This window comes from Billgrantia bachuensis (assembly GCF_011742165.1).
GTDB lineage: Bacteria > Pseudomonadota > Gammaproteobacteria > Pseudomonadales > Halomonadaceae > Halomonas > Halomonas bachuensis.
In genome coordinates, this window is the sequence record NZ_JAAQTO010000006.1 from 78,565 (window position 1) to 98,720 (window position 20,156).

A 20,156-nucleotide genomic window follows, 5' to 3' on the forward strand; every position below is an offset into this window, starting at 1 on the left:
TACAGAAATCGATGGTTGACTACAAGCGCCGCGTCGGGCTGGTATGATCGCTCACCTAGCGGATGCAGTGACTTCCAATCAGGCATTGCATGCGGCCTCGACGACCAGCACCCACGACCGACGAAACGTCCGACGACATCATGCCCAAATTCTCGCCGCTCGATCCGCCCCGCCCTACGGGGACTCGCGATACCCTCTACTGGCAGACACCGCCGGGCAGTTCGGCTGCCCTGGCGCTGGCTCACCTTGCCGGCGACGCGCCGCTACTTGTCGTTACGCCGGACACCGCCAGCGCCCAGCGGCTGGAAAACGACCTGAACTTCTTCGCCAAGGTACCGGTACTGCCCTTTCCCGACTGGGAAACCCTGCCCTACGACAGCTTCTCGCCGCATCAGGACATCGTCTCGGAGCGCCTGAGGACCCTGCGCCGCCTCCAGAACGGTGAGCATGGCATCGTGCTGGTGCCGGTCAATACCCTGATGCAAAGACTCCCCCCGGTGGAGTACATCGCCGGGCGCGTACTCACCCTCGAGGTGGGCATGCGCCTGGATCGCGAGGGCTTCCGCGAAAGCCTGTCCCGCGCCGGCTACCGGGCCGTGGAGACCGTCTACGAACCGGGCGAGTATGCCCTGCGCGGTGCGTTGATCGACCTCTACCCCATGGGCAGTGAAAGCCCGCTTCGCATCGACCTGTTCGATGACGAGGTCGACACCCTGCGGCGCTTCGACCCCGACACCCAACGCAGCGAGGACAAGGTCGAGCGGGTCGAGCTGCTGCCAGCTCACGAATATTCTCTGTCACGCTCGGCGATCGCTTGCTTCCGCGAAGGCTTCGAGACGCTGTTCGACGTCGACCCGCGCCAGTGCCCGCTGTATGTCGATGCGCTCAAGGGAATTCCCTCCCCGGGCCTGGAGCAGTACCTGCCACTCTTCTTCGAGGAGACGGCGACGCTGTTCGAGCACTTGGCCGAAGGCACACGCGTGGCGCTGCTGCCTGACACCTTTGCGGCAGCCGAGCACCATTGGCAAGCCATCGAGAGCCGCTACGAGAACCTCGGCGTCGATCCTACCCGGCCGCTACTGCCTCCCCACCGTGCCTTCGTGCCCGTCGCCGAAGTTTTCGCCGCCATCAAGCGTCATCCACGCGTGGAATTGACCGCCGATCCAGAGCACCGCCATGCCCATCAAGCCGCTGCGAGGGCACTGCCTGAAATAGCGATCAATGCCCGTGCCAAGCAGCCGCTGGCGGCACTGGAGAGGTTCCTCGATGAGCACCGCGACACGCGGGTGCTATTCGTCGCCGAATCGCGCGGTCGACGCGAGGCGCTGGAAGAGATGCTGGCGCCGCTGCACCTCGAACTCCCCCACGCCGAGGGATTCGACGTCTTTTGCCAAGGCGGCTCGCGACTGGCCCTTACCGAGGGCGAGGTCAGCAGCGGGCTATGGCTCGAACAGCCCAGCCTTGCCGTGATCAGCGAGACGGAACTGTTCGGTGATGTGGTGCGCCAGAGCCGGCGCCGCGAGAAGGCCACCGATATGGGCGAGCTGGCCATTCGCCACCTTGCCGAGCTACGCCCGGGCGCCCCGGTGGTGCACCAGACCCATGGCGTGGGGCGCTATCGTGGCCTGGAGCGGCTGGAGGCCGGCGGCCAGGCGGCAGAGTTCGTCGCCCTGGAATACGCCGATGAGGCCAAGCTCTACGTACCGGTGGATAACCTGCATCTCATCTCGCGCTACGCCGGCGCCGACGACGAGCTTGCCCCGCTGCACCGGCTCGGCTCAGAACAGTGGGACAAGGCGCGCCGCAAAGCGGCGGAGAAGATTCGTGATACGGCCGCCGAGCTGCTCGACGTTTATGCCCGTCGCGAGGCGCGCGAAGGTTTCGCCTGCGCTCTTCCCGACGAGGAGTACGCCCGCTTTGCGGCCAGCTTCCCCTTCGAAGAGACCCCGGATCAGCGCGCTGCCATCAGTGCAGTGATCGGTGACATGACTGCACCACGCCCCATGGACCGCGTGGTCTGCGGCGATGTCGGCTTCGGCAAGACAGAGGTCGCCATGCGTGCCGCCTTCCTCGCCGTGCACTCGGAGCGTCAGGTAGTGGTGCTGGTGCCCACCACCCTGCTCGCGCGCCAGCATTACGAGAACTTCCGCGACCGCTTCGCCGATACCGCTGTGCAAATTGAACTAGTCTCCCGTTTCACCGCAGGCAAGGGCCAGGCGGCCTCGCTCAAGCGTATCGAAAACGGCCAGGCCGACATCGTGATCGGCACTCACAAGCTGCTGTCGAAGTCGATGAAATTGCCCAATATGGGGCTGCTCATCATCGACGAGGAACACCGCTTCGGTGTCGCCCAGAAGGAGCGACTCAAGGAGTTGCGTGCCGAGGTCGACATCCTCACTCTCACCGCCACACCGATACCGCGAACCCTCAACATGGCCATGAGCGGCATCCGCGATCTGTCGATCATCGCCACCCCCCCGGCGCGCCGACTGTCGGTGAAGACCTTCGTCCAGCAGCGCGACGACTCGATCATCAAGGAAGCCATCCTGCGCGAGATCCTGCGCGGCGGGCAGGTCTATTACCTGCACAACGAGGTCAGGACCATCGAGACCGCCGCCGAGACGATCCGCTCGCTGGTGCCGGAGGCACGCGTGGCGGTGGCCCACGGCCAATTGCCCGAGCGCGCCCTGGAGCGGGTCATGTCGGACTTTTACCACAAGCGCTACAACGTGCTGGTGTGCTCCACCATCATCGAAACCGGCATCGACGTGCCCAGCGCCAACACCATCGTCATCGAACGCGCCGACAAGTTCGGTCTGGCCCAGCTGCACCAGTTGCGCGGCCGCGTGGGCCGCAGCCACCACCAGGCCTATGCCTACCTGCTCGCGCCGCCGCCGCGGGCGATCACCAAGGACGCCGTCAAGCGCCTGGAGGCCATTGGCGCCGCGGAGGATCTCGGTGCCGGCTTCACGCTGGCCAGCCATGACATGGAGATCCGCGGCGCCGGCGAGCTGCTCGGCGAGGAGCAGAGTGGCCAGATGGAAGCCATCGGCTACACCCTCTACATGGAGATGCTCGACCGCGCGGTAGCCGCCATACGCGCCGGCAAGACGCCCAATATCGAATCCCCGCTCAGCGACGGCGTCGAGATCAGTCTCAACCTGCCGGCACTGATCCCCGACGATTATCTGCCCGACGTCCAGCAGCGCTTGGTGATGTACAAGCGCATCGCAAGCGCCGCCGACGAAGCCGAGCTCAAGGAGCTGCAGGTAGAGATGATAGACCGCTTCGGCCTGCTGCCGGCACCGGTCAAAACCCTGATTCGCCAGACACGCCTGCGTCAGCGCGCAGAGCGTCTCGGCATCGTACGTCTGGAGGCTGGCGCCGCACGCGGCCGGGTCATTTTTGGCGGCCAGACCCGGGTCGATCCACTGACGCTGGTCAAGATGATCCAGGCAGAGCCACAGCGTTATCGCCTCGACGGCGCCGATACCCTGCGCTTCGAAGCGGAGATGGAAAAGGAAGAGGCCCGCTTTCAAGCCGTGGAGCAATTGCTCGATACGCTCAATCTCAAGGCTCAGGCCGCCTGAGCGGAGAGGGCTCCCCCGCAAGGTGCGGCGGGACTCCCGCAATGACCGGGAACGCTATACTATACACATGTCTTATCGCAGCCTTTCACGAACCTGGCGTCCCCCGAACCGGAGGGCGCATGACCGTCGCCGAGTGATCACGCATGTCGATATGCGTCCTTCAGGCGACCTTGAGACGAGATCCTGACGTAGATGAAGAACCCGACACTGGCCAGGCGTATCGGCCTTGGCGCTGCCCTGTTCGGCATAGCCGCCATGCTGGCGACGACGACCCTTGCCGAAGACGGCTCAGAAGCTCCCCAGGAGCTGCCCCGAGGCCACTTCCATCTGCCCGACGAGGGCAACGTGATCGGCGAGGCTTATACCGTGACCGTCGAGGAAGGCGAGACCCTGCTCGATATCGGACGCCGCCACAACGTGGGCTACGAGGGGATGCGCATGGCCAACCCAGAGGTCAGCGTCTGGGCACCTCGCCCCGGTACCGAGGTGGTAATTCCGGCCCAGTACATTCTCCCGGACGCACCGCGGGAAGGTATCGTGGTCAACCTCTCGGAGCTGCGCCTGTATTATTATTCGCGCCCCGGTATCGTCGAGACCTACCCCATCAGCATCGGCCGCGACGGCTTTGCGACTCCCGTAGGCGTAACCCGCACCACCGTCAAGGTAAAGGATCCCCACTGGTCGCCACCGCGCTCCATGCGTGAAGAAGCGGCCGCTCGCGGCGAACCGGCACCCGCCATCGTTCCACCTGGCCCTGACAACCCACTGGGCCGCCACGCCATCCTGCTCGGCTTGCCCAGCTATCTGATCCATGGCACCAACAGACCCGATGGCGTCGGCATGCGCGCCAGCCGAGGCTGTATCCGCATGTTCCCCGAGGACATCGAGTCGCTCTACGAGCGCGTCCCCAGCGGCACTCAGGTCAACATCATCGATCAGCCGTTCAAGGTCGCCTGGTCCGCCGACGGGGTTCTCTACGCGCAATCGTTCCCTCAGCTCGAGGAAAATCTCGGTACCTTCGAGCCGATTCTCAACGCCATGGAAACCGTAGCCGGCGCCTTCGGCGAGGAGCCCGCACCGATCGATTATGCCCAACTGCGTCAAGTCGTGGAGCAGCCCGACGGCCGCCTGGTTTCGCTGCTCCGGGTCGCCGAGGAAGAACCGGCCTCGGAGCGTCAGGAAGAGTCGCTCGACGGCGGACTGTTCTCCGAGCTGGAAATCAGCCAGCAGACTGGCCTGTTCTCGGAGCTGGAAGTCAGCCATCTCTAGCCTGACCCACAACGGGGAGGCGCCACGTGCCTCTCCGTTGCGGTTTTCAATCCGAGCAACGAGAAAACCCCGCCGAGGCGGGGTTTTCTCGTTGCAGAACCACCATCGCCCGAAGGCGACGCGGCGCTCCGGCAGAATTACTTCTGCATGGAACGCTGGAACATGCGGTTCATTTCCTCGCGGTTCTGCTCGGACATCTGCAGAGCCGCCTGGGCGTCACGCTGCGCCTGGTTGGCAGTGTTCTGAGCCTGAGTGGCAATGCTGCGAGCTTCTGCAGCGTCGGCCTGGGCGGCTTCAGCAGTCTGGCGAACCTCATCCAGAGCGGCGTTGCTGGCACAACCAGCCAGAATGGCCATAGAAGCAGCAGCGGCGGTCAGCTTCAGGGTGGTCTTCAGAGTCATGATGTTCTCCTTGAGTCTTCCTTGGTACTGCACGAGTTAAGTACAGCGGCGTTGATGTTGCCTGTGGTCCAGGCTCCCCTGCTCAGTGCAGGATTCTTGCAGCGACTGCTGCCAAGCACAAGAGTCAAACGCTGTTTTATAATAACACACGGCGCTTGTCTATAGCTCGAAACGTCCCTTGCGTATCTTGAGCCTAGCGGATGACGACGCGAGTGCCAATGTCGATTAGCTCAGAAAGCCTTTCGATCTGCCTGTCGGTCACCGCCACACATCCCTGAGTCCAGTGATAGCTGGCATGAACCTCTGGGTCCCCCTTACCGACACCATGGATACCGATGAAGCCGCCAAGCACGGTTCGCTGGGGTGGGTAACCGTGGTGCCGATAGTAGGCGAAATAATCGGCGTAATCCTGCTCCGTGTAAAGCCCTGATTCCAATGCCATGCGTGCATGGGAAGGGGTTGGGTAGTCAAGCCCGATGAAAATGTGCCAATCGCTCTCCCAATTGAACCGATTGACGCGAAACTCACCTTTCGGCGTCATGTTGCCCCCCTGAGTCCGCATTATGCTTGCACCGGACCGTCCCAGCGAGATGGGAGCGAAGCGCTCGAGAAGCCTGTCACCGCGATAGAGGCTCAACGCGGTCTCACGATCGTCGACCAGGATCCACACTTCGTCAGCATGACGAGGCAGATGAGCGCGCGCCAGCATGGTCTCTATCAGGTTGGCCTGGGCTTCATGTCCCATCAACAGAGTGAAGGGCGCCAGCAAGGCAAGCTGGCCGAAGCGACGGCGGGAAACGGATCTCATCGGCTCCTCACGGACAGATTGGTACGCTACAGGTGCTTTATAACGTATCGCTTGACGACTGTCAGTTCGCTTAACGTAACCGAGCCTTGGCGCGAGTGGCAGCCAGGATGAACGTTACCCAAGCGGCAGGCTATCGCAGGAAATTCGAGAGAAACCAGCCAGTATGACTTTGCCGCCTTTTGAAGGCGCAAGAGTTTATTGTGCACAAGTTTCTTGCTGGATATGTAAAGCAATGCCTGCGAGAAACGCCATGACTCAAGCCGATAGAATGGCCCCCATGCGGAACACTTCTCGCAGGCTGGTGACGCCCGCTTCAGCCTTGGCCAGCCCATCGGCCAGCATCAGCTCGACGCCTCGCTCGAGCAGGCTGCGGCGCAGCTCGGATTCATCGGCATGACGCAGAATCCGGGCATGGTCCTCGGGAGAAAGTTGCCAGATTTCGAACACGCCAATGCGACCGCGGAAGCCAAGACCATCGCATTGCGGACAGCCCCTGGCGCTCCAGGTCAGCGCTGGCGGAGCATGACCGATCGCCTCCAGCCATTCGCAGTCGCTCCGCTCAGGCGGCACCTGCTCGCGGCAGTGCTGACACAGCCGACGTACCAGCCGCTGGGCGATGATCAGCCCCAGGTTGGCGCTGATTTCTCCATCGGTAAGGCCAAGCTGACGCATCGAGGTCACCACTCCCACTGCATCGCGACTATGCAGGGTACCCATCAGCGAACGCCCGCTACTGGTTACGCTGAGCGCCGCAAGTGCCGACTCGCGGTCGCGGATCTCACCAATCAGCACATAATCGGGGTCGAGCCGCAGGAGCGAGCGGGTACCATTGGCGAAATCCAGTCCATGGTCGAGATCCACCTGAATCTGGTTGATGCCGGGGATGCTGTACTCGACGGGATTCTCCAGAGTGACGACGTGACTGTCGGTCAACTGCAACTGGCCAAGCAGGGTATAGAGCGTAGTGGTCTTGCCTGCACCGGTTGGCCCGGCCACCAGCAGCATGCTCCCAGTAGCATCCATCCAGCGCCTTATGCCCAGCGCTCCCTCTTCGCCGATACCCAGTGCCACGATGTCGTCGAAGGTCTGCGGCGGCGCCAGGAAGCGAACTGCAAGCTTCTCACCCGCCACGCAGTGCACCGCCGTGACGCGCAGGAAGATCTCCTCTTCGTCGCCCTCCTCCGACCAGTGGAAACTGCCTTCTGCGGTGAGCAGGGAAGGTACCGGATTGAGCTTGGCCAGCACCTTGAACTGGTTCACCAGGCGCGCACCTTGCGCCGCATCGATTCGCAGCGCATCGATGATACGCCCATCGATACGCAGACGGATTCGATAGGCCTCATGCTCGGGATCCAGGTGCACGTCGGTGGCCCTGGACCGCAGGGCATCACCGAGTAACGCGAATGCCTCGAGGGTCGCGCCCCTCGTCGACTGCTCCGCTTCAAGCAACGGCCACAGTGCGGGAAGCAAGTGGCGATTGTAGGACTCCTCGGACACGATCTGCTCCTCCCTGATTGTTCCCCGGCACGCTAACGGTGGGAGCCTGCCGATGGAAGCAGTCTAGTCCAAGAGTGACACACCGCAGCTCGGCGGCCGTCACGACGCCCTCAAGCACAGCGCCCCCGACAGACAAGCCTGTCGGGGGCGCTCACTTACCGGGTCCTCGGATGTTTTTCACCCACCGAACTAGGCGCGATGCTCCACGGTGAAAATGCTCTGCAGCTTGTCCTTCTTGCCATAGATATGCACCGTGGTCTCGGGGAACGGATAGCGATCCAGGTACTCGCTCTCACCGTTGAAACGGGGCTTGTGGGCATGAATCATGGCAGCAGCCAGACGCTCTCGATTCACGTAGCCACTCAACCCCATCGAGTACCATAACTCCTCGCCGGGCTGCAGGATGGCACGCCATTTCTCCTTGTCGGGATGGTGCTGCAAGCCGTAACGCACGTTGCGATGCTCGCCCACATAGAGCAATTGCTGGACCTCCATGACGTTCGTCTCCGGATCCGCAGCCGCACGAAAGACGCAATAGATGCCGGAGTCGTCCGGCACTTCACGCAGCGACTCATCGTTCCAGTAACCGAGCATCTGGGGGGAAAGAAGATCGTTCGAGATGGAGCTCAACATGAATCGTTCCGGCATGGCGGTCTCCTTGATCGTGAGGCCTATCTGCAGTCTGGCACATAAACTCAACTATCTACGAGCCGCTGCATCTCATCACGAGGCGGCGCACCTCCCCTCGTGTCCTTTGATCAGGGCTTCTTGCCTTCATCCTAGCCAAAGCCAGTCGCCGGCGCTTGACATATATCAACGGAAGGCGATCCGCCAGTCAGTCGGTCGGGTTGACGGCGTTGCCGCCCTACGAAAGGCCACGCACAATGGAACTACCACTCTTCACTGGTTTCGCGCAGCGACGCTATCTCCCGCTTGGCCTCACGCAGGCAAGCGCGCAATTCGTCGCCTAGCGCAGCACTGCTGCCCACCGCGATGAGTCCCTGCTGAGCAGGGTTACGCCGACGCGCTACGCCGGCACTGTCATGTAGCGCATCGAAGCGCTGCAACAGCCAGCAAAGCCAGCTTTCGGGACGCATCGCCAGCTCACGCAAGCGATGCAGTTCGGCAATTCCACTCCCCTCGGCATCCAACAGCTCGCGCCAGTCATGACGCTCCAGCTGAGCATGCTCGGTAACCTCACGCAGCAGCGACTCCAGCGCCAGCTCGGTCAGCGCCAGTGCGGCCTCCTCGGAAGCCATGCGCCGCGCTTCACCGTGCTCGTCGTTACCCGGTGGGATGTCCAGAATCAGCTCGGCCTGATAGAGCAGCTGATTGGTACGGGCTCGTGGGCTCACTTGCGCTTGTCCTCCACTTGCCACCTACCGTTATCATAGGTCGCCCGCCAGCCGGTCGCCTTACCCTCCTCCTCGGTCATGACGAACTGCTCCTTGCTCTTGCGCGAATAGCGGATCTGGGCCGGACGCCCCTCGGGATCCTCGCTCGGCGCCTCGAGCAGATAGTGGTACTTCTCCGGCAGCTCTTCGGCATGGGCCTTCAGTTCCTGTACCAGCGGAGGACGCGTTTCGCGGTTGCGCGGGAACTTGCTCGCTGCCAGGAACAGGCCGCTGGCGCCATCACGCAGCACGTAATGATCGTCTACCTTCTGGCATGCCAGCTCCGGCATCGGAATGGGGTCCATCTTGGGCGGGGCCACCTCGCCGCTTCTCAGCAGCTTGCGAGTGTTCTTGCACGACTCGTTGCTGCAGCCGAAATACTTGCCGAAGCGGCCCGACTTGAGCTGCATCTCGCTGCCGCACTTGTCACATTCGATGGTGGGACCTTCATAGCCCTTGATACGAAACTTGCCCTGTTCGATCTCATAGCCATCGCAGTCGGGGCTATTGCCGCAAATGTGCAGCTTGCGGTTTTCGTCGATCAGGTAGCTGTCCATGGCCGTGCCGCACTTGGGACAGCGATGCTTGGCGCGCAGCGCTTGGGTCTCGGCCTCTTCGCCGGCATCGGCGGGTACCGCCTCATCGCCGGGCAGCAGGTCGATGGTGGTCTTGCAGCGCTCCTTGGGCGGCAGGTTGTAGCCGGAGCAGCCCAGGAACACGCCGGTGGATGCCGTACGGATCTGCATCTTGCGCCCACAGGTTGGGCAGTCGATATCGGTGGGCACCGGCTGGTTGGGCCGCATGCCCTCCTCGCTCTCGGCCGCTTCGAGTTCCTCGCGAAACTCGGCGTAGAATGCATCCAGCAGTTCACGCCAGTTGCGCTCGCCCTCGGCGACCTCGTCGAGGCTATCTTCCATGCGCGCGGTGAAGGAGAAATCCATCAGGTCGGGAAAGGATTCCTTGAGCCGCTCGGTGACGATATCACCGAGTTTCTCGGCATAGAAACGCCGGCTCTCCAGCTTGACGTAGCCGCGATCCTGAATGGTGGAGATGATCGAGGCATAGGTCGAGGGGCGGCCGATACCCCGCTTCTCCAGCTCCTTGACCAGACTCGCCTCGGTATAGCGGGCCGGCGGCTTGGTGAAGTGCTGCTGGGGGTCGAGTGCCTCGAGCCGCATGGGCGTACCCTCGGCGAGGTCCGGCAGCGCCTGGTCCTCGTTCTTGCCGGCCGGCTTCATCACCCGGGTGTAGCCGTCGAACTTGAGTACCCGCCCCTTGGCCTTGAGCTCATAGCCGTCGGCCTCCACGGTCAGGGTGCTGGAGAGGTATTCGGCGGGGGTCATCTGGCAAGCCACGAACTGACGCCAGATCAGCTCGTAAAGGCGCTCTGCGTCACGCTCCATACCGGCCAAGTCGGGAGCCATGCGATTGACATCGGAGGGGCGGATCGCCTCGTGCGCTTCCTGAGCACCCTCCTTGCTCGAGTAGCGGTTGGGCGACTCGGGCAGGTAGCGCTTGCCGTACTCCTGCTCGATGTGCTCGCGTGCCATGGCCACCGCATCCTGCGACAGGTTGGTGGAGTCGGTACGCATGTAGGTGATGTAGCCCGCCTCGTAGAGGCGCTGGGCCAACGTCATGGTCTTCTTCACCGAGAAGCCGAGTCGCCCGCTGGCGGCCTGCTGAAGGGTCGAGGTGATGAAGGGCGCATTCGGCTTCGAACGGGTGGGCTTGTCCTCCCGCGCCGTAATGGAGAGGCTTGCCTTGCGCAGGCGCTCGATACGCTCGAGCGTCTCGGCTTCCGAAGTGGGCCGGAAGGCCTTGCCCTCCTGGCGTACCAGCTCGAAACGCACCGGCTCGCCATCCTTCGAGACGAGATCGGCATGCACGTCCCAGAACTCTTCAGGAACGAAGGCCCGTATCTCGCGCTCGCGCTCGACGATCAGGCGCACCGCCACCGACTGTACCCGGCCGGCCGAGAGGCCGCGGGCGATCTTCGCCCACAGCAGCGGCGACAGCATGAAGCCCACCACGCGGTCTAGGAAGCGCCTGGCCTGCTGAGCCTCGACGCGGGGAATGTTGAGTGTGCCGGGCTCCTTGAACGCCTCCTTGATGGCGTTCTTGGTGATCTCGTTGAAGACAACACGGCGATAACGCTCGTCGGCGCCGCCAATGGTCTCCTTGAGGTGCCAGGCAATGGCCTCCCCTTCGCGATCGAGATCGGTAGCGAGATAGACGGTATCGGCCTTCTCGGCGAGCTTCTGCAGCTCGGAGACGACCTTTTCCTTGCCGGGCAGAATCTCGTAGTGGGCCTTCCAGCCATGCTCCGGATCGATGCCCATGCGTCGAACGAGTTGATCCTTGGCCTTGTGCTTCTTGTACTCGGCCTTCTCCTCGGGCGACATCTTGCGCGTTGCCGCTGCCTGGCGCGCGCGCTCCTTGGGATCGGAAGCCGCCTTGCCCGAGCCGCTGGTCGGCAGGTCACGGATATGACCCACGCTCGACTTCACGATGAACTCGCTGCCGAGATACTTGTTGATCGTCTTGGCCTTGGCCGGCGACTCGACGATGACCAATGACTTGCCCATAGTGCTCCACATTCTGCACGGCGGGGTTCTGGAGCCCCACCTGAACGGTTCCGGCCCGCCTGTCCTCGGCGGACGATCCTCGCGGGGTGAAAAATCCGCTTACCCTACCCCAGCAACCCGTTTCACGCCAGTCGCTTCCGCCATGGCGGCAGTAAAGCAGCAATGTGAAAGTAGCATCAAGTCGGTCATACCGTTGCCGCAACTTCACGATTGCCAAACGACCAGCGCCCCTGCCGCTTGCGGCAGGGGCGCTGAAACGTGCTGGCAAACCTCTCGCTCAGCGCTTGCGCGGCTTGCGCGAAGCGCCCGGCTTGTTGCTTGCCTCGCTACTGCTAGCGTCGGATTGGCTAACGGCTTTGGGCCTGGAAGCCTGCTTCCGCGCCTTTTCGCCAGCGGATTGCCTGGGCTGTTCGGGCTTCGGTGTCGCGGGTTCGGACCTGGGTGCCGCGGGTTCGGGCTTGGGTGGTGCGGGTTCCGCCTTGAGCAGTTTCGCTACCTCGCTGCGGGCTGCAGTCTCGGCCTTGGCGCCCATCGCCACCTCGTCGTGAAGCTCGGCCAGCGCCTGGCGATGCTCAACCGGGTCGACACGCTCCAGCGCCTCGCCGAACAGTTCACGAATGTGCTCGTAGCGCTTGCGTGCGTGTTCGGAAAGCTCACCGCTGGCTGCCAGCACGTGGTCGATATGCTCAAGGGAAGCACGAATCGCTTCGGCCCGTTCGCCAGCCAGCAACTGGGGGATTGCTGCCAGTGCAGCGTCGCGATCCAGCTTGAGAATGAAGAACTGCTCGCGCACGAGATGCTTGAAGTCGGAGAGACTGCTGCCCGGCTCCAGCTCGGCGCGCGAGGCCCGCAGACGCTTGAAGTTGCGCTCGTCGGTCGTGGGGGCGCCGCCCAGCACGTGAATCACCGAGCGCATCACGGCCTCATGGATGCCACCCTCGGCTACCCGCTGGCGCAGTTCGTCCTGGCGCCGTTCGAGGAAGCGACGATGCTCGGGTTCGCTGCCGGGCTGGCGACGATGCACATGGGCGTCGCCGCCCAGTCCGACCATGGCCTGCAGCAGTGGTTGGCCATAGACCGCCAGGAAAAGGTGCTCGGTGCTCTGGTCGCGAATCTCGCGCCAAGTGTCCAACCCACGGGTAATCTGCTCGGAAACGGCCCTCTCCATGGTACGCAGGACGTTGTCTTCGGAGACGGGATGGCGATCCTCGCGCACCCACTCGGCGAGCACCGGGAGCGGCACCGACAGGGGGTTGCGATCCGACAGCAGCTTGTAGCCCAGGCGGATCGGGTGCATGCGGCGCATCAGGCGTGCCGCTTCCGGCGTGATTACCGCACGAATCCAGGGCTGGATGAACTGGCGATAGAGCCCAAGATTGATCTCCGAGATGCGCGCCACGGTGGCAAAGCGCGCGTCGTCGTCCTCGCGATGATGCAATACGTCCCGATTGAGCCCCTCGATGGAGCGCGCCTTGAACTCGAGCAGGTAGTCGCGCTCGATCAGCTCGGCATCATCGCGCTCGGCAGCACTAGTCACCGTGGTCTCGTAGAGGCCCGGCGGCAGCACGTCGATATAGTCGATGTTGGCGGTAAACTCGGCATGCTCCTTGCGTGACACGCTGCTCGACACGAAGATGCCCAGGTGGCCGGTACTGTCATGCACGCAATAAACAATGGTCTGCTCGCTGGCAACGATATCGTCGGTATCGCCGTAGAGATCCCGCACCCAGCCCAGCGCCTGCGGCGGCGGGGTGATGTCGTCGCCCTGGGAGCAGAACACCACCACCGGCGAGCGCACGTTGCGCAGGTCGATGCGGCGTCCGTCCGAGGTGACCAGTTGCGCGGTGGAGAGCCGGTTGCCCACGAACAGGTTGTCAACGATGTACTGGATCTCCTCACCGCCCAGTACCACGTGGCCACCCCACCAGCGCTCGAAGTTGAGATAGCGTTCGGCCTCGGTATCGACGTTGGCGTAGAGTCGATACTGCTTGCCCCACCAGGTGTTGGCCGGGTTGAGACGTTCGAAGTTCTGCACCAGCAGGGCGCCATCGAACAGGCCGTCGCCCAGGTCGCTGGCCAGGGTCGTCATCCAGCTGCCGCCGGTCATGCCACCGGTGTAGCGCATGGGAGCCTTGCCCCGCTCGCCAGCCCAGTAGGAGAGAGGCGCACCGGCGATCAGGATCGGCCCGAAACAGTCGGGTTCGAGCGAAGCTGCCATCATGATCTGCCAACCCGCCTGGCAATTGCCCACCACCATGGGCTTTTCGCACGATTGCGGATGATCCTCGATCACCCGACGCAGGAAGGCGATCTCCGCCTCCACCACGTCCTCGACCGTCTGGCCAGGCTCGGGATAAGGCAGAAAGCCGATGAAATAGCAGGGATGGCCGGCACGCAGGGCAACGCCGATTTCACTGTCCGGCTTGAAGCCGCCGATACCGGGACCGTGTCCGGCTCGCGGGTCGACGACCACGAAGGGCCGCGACTGGAGATCGATCTCGACGTCGGGCGGAGGCAGGATGCGCATCAGCTCGTAGTTCACCGGCCGCGGCAGGCTGCGGCCATCCATCACGACTTCGGCGTCGAAGCCAAGCACGTTGGGCTTGGTCTTCTCGATATGTTCAAGGTACTGATTGCCACGCTCGCGCATCACGTCCATGTACAGCACGCTGCGTTCGACGGCGTCTCGCCAGTAGTCGAAGGCGGCACGGCCGAAACCGAATGGGTCCAGGAAGCTGAAGGCTTCTTTGGAGGGTGTCGGCAAGAGTGAGTTCATGTTCGGCTCCAGGTTTCTCCGATGGCAAACGCATCGACATCGGGAGGAGTAAATATGCTGCGGTGCAACAAGCATAGTACCCCCTGCGCCGTCTCGACGCAGCCGTTTTGTCGATTTTTTGTGACTGGACGGTGGTTTCGCTCAGCCCTGTTCACCGGCAGCGCCCCCCACGCCCCCTGGATCGCCACGCCACTCGGCCAGCGCGCGTCGCTCGCGACGGCCAGCCTCCGGCCCATCTCGCCCCCAGGTCAACAGCCGCACTTCAGTCTCGGCAATAGATTGGGAGGACCGATCGAGCCTGACCCCCGGCCCACCGCACAACTGGCCCGTTATCGAAGAGAGCAGGCGCCAGCGTGCCTGGCCTGGCCGCCCCGGGCCATGCCCCATGTGCCCGACCCGCGGACGCCTGAGGCGTTCACCCGCCACCAGCCGAATTTGCTCCACCGCCAAGTCGAGACCGGTCAGGACCTCGGCCAGACCCTCGTAGCCCGTCAGGCCAGGGCGCATGCCAACAAAACCCAGCCGATTGTCGGTCAGCGAGAAACTCAGCGTTGCCAGGCCGACCAGGCCGAGCGAGCGAGCACCCTGCACGGCAAGCTGCCCGAGATAGGCGCGCTGCTCCGGGGTCAGTCGCTCACTGGGTGCCATGGCGAACCCTTCGCCGAGCAGCTCATGCTCGACCAGAGCCAGTGCCTGGCCGCGACAATCAGCCAGTACCGGCAGGTGTACCCGCGGCGCCGACGCCTCGCCCAAGGGCAGCCCCGCTTCACGCATCAGCTGCCGGGAGGCACCGTCGTCGCACATGACGGCGACAAGGCTTTCGGGCGGACCGATGAAGGCCAGTCCGGCACGCGAACAACCACGGGCGAGACGCCACTGCTCCTCGGCGGTCGCTTCCCCGGGATGCACAGCGTCGCAGCCCAGCCGCTGGGCTCGCTCCACCAAGGTATCGCCGGTCGCACCAGCGCTGTCGCACCAGGCCAGCTCGAGTTCAGCGCAGGCCTGGCCGGCACGCAGCGCAGCCAGCCCGCTACCCGCCAGCAAGACACCGCGCCAGCCCCCCTGGCGCAGAGCATCGAGATAAGGGGCGGTTGGCAACTGCCGTTGCCGGCCGAGGCTATCGGCATGACCCTGGTCGCCGGCAGTGATAGCATGGATAAGCTTCTTCAACGGGCCTCCCCGACCCTTCTAGCGGATTGATCGATGACGACGCCTAGCCTGCTGAACCGCCTGACCTTTCGCCAGTTGCAGGTGTTCCAGGCCGTGCATGGCCAACAGTCCTATTCGCGGGCTGCCGAACGGCTGGGCTTGACCCAACCGGCAGTCAGCGCGCAGATCCGCCAGCTCGAGCAAGCCCTGGGCCAACCGCTGTTCAAGTATTCCGGCAAGACCCTACATGTGTTGCCGGCCGCCGATGCACTGGCGGCATCGACACAGGCTATCTTTGGCCAGGTCTCGCGCTTGCAGATGGCGCTGTCGGACATGGACGGTACGATTTCCGGCGAACTCAACCTGGCAGCCGTCTCGACGGCCCAGTACGTGGTGCCGCACCTGATCGCCCGCTTCCGCGCCCACTATCCCAACGTTCAGGTTCGGTTGCAGGTGTGCAACCGCAGCCAGGCACTGGAGCGGCTGGCGGCTCGCCGCGACGACCTGGTGATCATGGCGATGGTTCCCGAGGATGACGACAACCTGGTTTTCATGCCGTTCCTGGAAAATGAGCTGATTCCCATCGTCTGGCCCGGCCACCCATTGCTCGAGGCTCACTCCCCCACTCTGGAGGATCTGGCCCGACACTATCTACTGATGCGTGAGTCAGGCTCGGGGGTGCGCACCGCCTTCGAAGAGCTCGCCGCCGAACAGGACGTTGCGCTTCAGCATACCATGGAGCTGGGGACCAACGAGGCGATCAAGCAAGGGGTGATGGCGCACTTGGGCGTGACGGTGCTGCCGCGGCTGTCCGTACGCCTGGAACTCGGCGCGGGACTACTGGCCGAGCTGTCCCTGCCGGGTTTTCCCCTGCGCCGCTCCTGGTGCACGGTCTACCCCAGAGATCGCTTTCCCACCCCGGTGACCGAGCTGTTCCTGCGCTTCGTACGCGAGCGACTGGGCGAGATCGAGGCGCATTTCAAGGCGACACCGCAGCCGATGCCCGATCATGGCGTGGTCTGCCTGCCGATACCTCCCGGCTGAAGGCTTGACTGGCCGAGCGGCGACTCCGGCCGCTGTGCCAGGCAGGCGCGAATATGATAGATTACGGGCCTGCGACCATCGTATCAATTGCCGGCCATGCGGGCTGGTGCTGCCCCGGTACACGACGTACCGCGGCACCCAGGCATGGTTGTGGCAGCCGCCGAGTGGAGGGGCTCACACCCTATGAGCGACAACACCTCAAAACGCGTGCCAAGCGGCGCGAAGTTCCGCACCGAGCATGGCTTTGCCGCCATCAAGGACGGCATGAAGCAGCGCGACCAGGCCGAGGAGCGCCCCGAACCGGGACGCAAGCCGCAATGGTTGCGCGCCCAGATTCCCGGCGGCGGCCGCTTCGAGGCGGTGAAGCGCAATGTCAACGAGCATCGCCTGAGCACCGTGTGCGCCGAGTCGCACTGCCCCAACATGGGCGAGTGCTGGAGCAACGGCACCGCCACCATCATGCTGATGGGCTCGGTGTGCACCCGCGCCTGCCGCTTCTGTGCCGTCGATACCGGCAACCCCCGTGGTTGGCTGGATAGCGAGGAACCGGCCAACACCGCCAAGTCGGTGGAGCTGATGGGGCTGCGCTACGTGGTACTGACCTCGGTCGACCGCGACGACCTGACAGACGGCGGCGCTGCCCACTATGCCGAGTGCGTCCGGGCGATCAAGACCAATACGCCGGCGGTGGTGGTCGAGGCGCTGACGCCCGACTTCGACGGTGACCCTGCCGCCATCGAGCGAGTGGTCGATTCCGGCCTCGAGGTGTTCGCCCAGAACGTCGAAACCGTGGAGCGGCTCACACACTATGTGCGAGACCCACGGGCCGGCTATCGCAAGACTCTCGACGTGCTGGCCCATGCCAAGCGCTATCGCCCCGATGTGCTGACCAAGACCAGCCTGATGCTGGGACTCGGAGAGACGGACGAAGAAATACTCGCAACCTTCGACGACCTGCGCGCCATCGATGTGGATATCGTCACCCTCGGCCAGTATCTGCGTCCCACCCGCAACCACCTGCCGGTCGAGCGCTGGGTCACGCCGGACGAGTTCGAACGCTATCGCCGGCTCGGCCTGGAGAAAGGTTTCATGGAGGTGGCTTCCGGCCCCTTGGTGCGCTCCAGCTACCGTGCCGATCGGGTATTCGAGAAGAACAATCTGGGACTGGCCGCACCGGCCAAAGTGCCGGGTCAGGCACCCGACCCCGATCGCATTCAGGCGGTCAATGTCGGCTGAAACACGCCGCAACCGGATAGCCCAACATGACAAAGGCGACCTTATTCGGTCGCCTTCGTCGTCGCTGCCTGGTAGCTACGTATTACGGCGGCATTTCAATCGACGCCGGCAGTAGCCGGCCACCCAGACAGTTCCTCTGCATCGACCCGCATCAGGCTGCGCCCCAGCTGGTGTGCCAGGCACTCGGCCAACCGCACGCCGACCCGTTGGGTGGAGGGCGGCTCGGGGATCAGGTCGGCCAGGCGGGTCATGGCCATGCCGGCATAGCCGCAGGGGTTGATGCGCTGGAACGGCGCCAGGTCGGCCTCGACGTTCAGCGCCACGCCATGATAGCTCGCACCACGCCGGATACGCAGGCCCAGCGAGGCGATCTTGGCCTCGCCGACGTAGACCCCAGGCGCGTCCGGGCGCGCCCGTGCCACGACACCCTGTTCGGCCAGCACGGCAATGACGGCATTCTCGAGCGCCGAGACGAGTTCGCGCACGCCGAGCCGTGCCCGACGTACGTCGAGCAGCGGATAGAGCACCACCTGACCCGGGCCGTGGTAGGTCACCTGCCCGCCACGATCCGTCTGCACCACCGGAATATCGCCCGGCATCAGCAGATGCTCGGGCTTACCCGCCTGGCCCTGGGTGAAAACCGGTTCATGCTCCACCAGCCAGAACTGATCCGGCGTCGCTTCGCCGCGGTTGTCAGTAAGCTCGCGCATGGCCTGCCACACTGGCAGATAGGGGCGCCGCCCCAAGTCCAGCAGAGCGATTGGTGAGGCACGGCCATCCTCGGTCATTCACACCACCATGTGCACGCGGCCGGTAGCCTTGAGATCGGCGAAAAGCGCCTTGAGCTGGGCCTCGCCGGTGGCGCGCAGAGTCAGTCTCACCGACAGGAAGCGAGCATTGCGACTCTCCACCACTTCGATGCTTGACGCATCGAAGCTGGCGTCATGACGCAGCACCACCTGACACACGCTAGCAGTGAAATCCTCGGCAGCGTCCCCCACCACCTTGATCGGGTAATCGCAGGGGAAGGTGATCGTCGGTGCAGCGACATTTGCTGCCGCTGGCTGACGCAAATCACGCAGTTTGTTGTCTGTCATGGCTCTAAGGTCTCGAAGACAATTTCCGAGCATTTTACTCAACTATTTCCCGTCGACCAAGCCGTCCCTAGAGCCAGCCGCTGAGCAGGTTGCTGAAGAAGCGCCGTACCTGGTCGAAAAGTCGCTTGAACAGTCCGCCCTCCTCGATCGACTCGAGAGCCACCAGCTCCTGTTCGCCCACGACCTCCTCGCCGAGACGCACCTCGAGGGTCCCGACTCGATCGCCGAGACTGATCGGTGCGGTGAGGTCCGGACGTATGTCCAGGCGAGCGCTTAGTTCATGGTTACGCGAGCGCGGCAGTGTCATGGCGACATCGCTGTCGACGCCAACGCGCAGCTCATCCTTCTCGCCCCCCCAGATTCGCGGCGTATTCAATACCGCCCCCTGTTCATAGAGCTTGAGGGTCTCGAAGTAGCGAAATCCGTAGCTGAGCAGCTTCTGGGTCTCCTGTGCACGGGCCTCCTCGGAGCTGGTGCCCATCACTACCGCGATCAGGCGCATGTCATCGCGTACGGCCGAAGCCACCAGACAATATCCGGCCTCTTCGGTATGGCCCGTCTTCAGTCCATCCACCGTCGGGTCGCGCCACAGCAACCGATTGCGATTGGGCTGACGAATATCGTTGTAGGTGAAGTACTTCTCGGCGTAGATGGCGTAATGCTCGGGATAGTCGTCGATGATGTACTGGGACAGCAGCGCCAGATCGCGAGCCGAGGAGTAGTGCTCGGGGTGAGGAAGCCCCGTGGCATTGACGAAATGGGTGTTGCTCAGGCCAAGCCGCGACGCGTGCTGATTCATCATGTCGGCGAAGGGCGCCTCGCCACCAGCCAGGTGTTCTGCTACGGCGATGCTGGCATCGTTGCCGGACTGAATGATGATTCCGTACAGCAGGTCACGGATCGAGACGTCGGTATTGACTTCGATGAACATCTTGGAGCCGCCCGTACGCCAGGCGTTCTCGCTGATACGCACGCTATCGTCCATGCTGATGTTACCGCGATTCAGCTCGCGCTCGACCAGATAAGCGGTCATCAACTTGGTCAGGCTCGCCGGCGGCAGGCGCTCGTCGGCGTTGTGCTCCGCCAGTACCCTGCCGCTATCGGCATCCATCAATATCCACGACTTGGCCGCAACCTGCGGTGGTGCGGGTATCAAGGTTTGAGGTTGTGGTGTCGGCACCGTCTGGGCCAGGACCTGGGAAACGACCAATAGCAGGCTCAGCAGCGTCAACGGCAGGAGCCGTGAGCGGAAACGGGAAAGCAGTACTCGCATGGGCATGGATCTCATTGCTGCGTCGAGAAGTATCAAG

15 protein-coding genes are annotated in these 20,156 nt (G+C 63.4%); 4 read left to right on the forward strand and 11 right to left on the reverse strand.

Going from position 1 to position 20,156, the window contains the following annotated elements:
- The first annotated feature begins 140 nt into the window (after positions 1 to 140).
- Together mfd and HBJ55_RS03165 are read left to right on the forward strand one after the other, a co-directional pair.
- On the forward strand, positions 141 to 3,590 hold the full coding sequence (gene mfd / locus HBJ55_RS03160; protein WP_167110959.1) for a transcription-repair coupling factor: 3,450 nt from the start codon (positions 141 to 143) through the stop codon (positions 3,588 to 3,590).
- Positions 3,591 to 3,782: 192 nt separating this feature from the next.
- The gene (locus HBJ55_RS03165; protein ID WP_167110961.1) at positions 3,783 to 4,859 is read left to right on the forward strand and encodes a L,D-transpeptidase family protein; all 1,077 of its coding nucleotides are present in this window, start codon (positions 3,783 to 3,785) and stop codon (positions 4,857 to 4,859) included.
- A gap of 137 nt (positions 4,860 to 4,996) precedes the next feature.
- On the opposite strand, the gene HBJ55_RS03170 is transcribed toward HBJ55_RS03165, so the two are convergent.
- The 8 genes from HBJ55_RS03170 to HBJ55_RS03205 all read right to left on the reverse strand — a co-directional run bounded on the left by HBJ55_RS03170 (position 4,997) and on the right by HBJ55_RS03205 (position 15,490).
- On the reverse strand, positions 4,997 to 5,260 hold the full coding sequence (locus tag HBJ55_RS03170) for an Lpp/OprI family alanine-zipper lipoprotein (protein WP_167110963.1): 264 nt from the start codon (positions 5,258 to 5,260) through the stop codon (positions 4,997 to 4,999).
- Positions 5,261 to 5,453: 193 nt separating this feature from the next.
- The gene (locus HBJ55_RS03175) at positions 5,454 to 6,068 is read right to left on the reverse strand and encodes a L,D-transpeptidase family protein (RefSeq protein WP_167110965.1); all 615 of its coding nucleotides are present in this window, start codon (positions 6,066 to 6,068) and stop codon (positions 5,454 to 5,456) included.
- 255 nt (positions 6,069 to 6,323) lie between these two features.
- Positions 6,324 to 7,565, reverse strand: a complete 1,242-nt coding sequence (locus tag HBJ55_RS03180; protein WP_167110967.1) for an ATPase, T2SS/T4P/T4SS family — start codon at positions 7,563 to 7,565, stop codon at positions 6,324 to 6,326.
- A 189-nt stretch (positions 7,566 to 7,754) separates the two neighbouring features.
- Positions 7,755 to 8,213 carry a GIY-YIG nuclease family protein gene (locus HBJ55_RS03185; protein ID WP_167110968.1) on the reverse strand — a complete coding sequence of 153 codons (459 nt, stop codon included), beginning with the start codon at positions 8,211 to 8,213 and terminating at the stop codon, positions 7,755 to 7,757.
- Between the two features lie 242 nt (positions 8,214 to 8,455).
- Positions 8,456 to 8,920, reverse strand: coding sequence for a DUF6586 family protein (locus HBJ55_RS03190; protein ID WP_167110970.1), 465 nt, complete (start codon positions 8,918 to 8,920; stop codon positions 8,456 to 8,458).
- Positions 8,917 to 11,544 (reverse strand): type I DNA topoisomerase, encoded by a 2,628-nt coding sequence (topA, locus tag HBJ55_RS03195; RefSeq protein WP_167110972.1) that lies wholly within the window; start codon positions 11,542 to 11,544, stop codon positions 8,917 to 8,919. Before topA ends, HBJ55_RS03190 begins: the two co-directional genes overlap by 4 nt.
- 277 nt (positions 11,545 to 11,821) lie before the next feature.
- Entirely contained in the window at positions 11,822 to 14,320 is a 2,499-nt protein-coding gene (locus tag HBJ55_RS03200; RefSeq protein WP_167110974.1) for a DUF3141 domain-containing protein, read from the reverse strand.
- Positions 14,321 to 14,461: 141 nt separating this feature from the next.
- Positions 14,462 to 15,490, reverse strand: a complete 1,029-nt coding sequence (locus tag HBJ55_RS03205; protein WP_167110976.1) for an ATP-binding protein — start codon at positions 15,488 to 15,490, stop codon at positions 14,462 to 14,464.
- 33 nt (positions 15,491 to 15,523) lie between these two features.
- On the opposite strand from HBJ55_RS03205, the gene HBJ55_RS03210 reads away from it, so the two are divergent.
- Positions 15,524 to 16,513: a LysR family transcriptional regulator gene (locus tag HBJ55_RS03210; protein ID WP_167110978.1), complete on the forward strand. Its 990-nt coding sequence runs from the start codon at positions 15,524 to 15,526 to the stop codon at positions 16,511 to 16,513.
- Between the two features lie 183 nt (positions 16,514 to 16,696).
- Positions 16,697 to 17,749, forward strand: a complete 1,053-nt coding sequence (gene lipA / locus HBJ55_RS03215) for a lipoyl synthase (RefSeq protein ID WP_167110980.1) — start codon at positions 16,697 to 16,699, stop codon at positions 17,747 to 17,749.
- A 95-nt stretch (positions 17,750 to 17,844) separates the two neighbouring features.
- Here lipA and lipB read toward each other — a convergent pair whose 3' ends face one another.
- From lipB to HBJ55_RS03230, 3 genes are all read right to left on the reverse strand, one after another.
- A complete protein-coding gene (lipB, locus tag HBJ55_RS03220) occupies positions 17,845 to 18,537 on the reverse strand; it encodes a lipoyl(octanoyl) transferase LipB (RefSeq protein WP_167110982.1) in 693 nt (230 codons plus the stop codon).
- The gene (locus tag HBJ55_RS03225) at positions 18,538 to 18,846 is read right to left on the reverse strand and encodes an HP0495 family protein (protein WP_167110984.1); all 309 of its coding nucleotides are present in this window, start codon (positions 18,844 to 18,846) and stop codon (positions 18,538 to 18,540) included. It lies immediately after the preceding gene.
- 67 nt (positions 18,847 to 18,913) lie between these two features.
- Positions 18,914 to 20,119 (reverse strand): D-alanyl-D-alanine carboxypeptidase family protein, encoded by a 1,206-nt coding sequence (locus HBJ55_RS03230; RefSeq protein WP_167110986.1) that lies wholly within the window; start codon positions 20,117 to 20,119, stop codon positions 18,914 to 18,916.
- Positions 20,120 to 20,156: the final 37 nt, after the last annotated feature.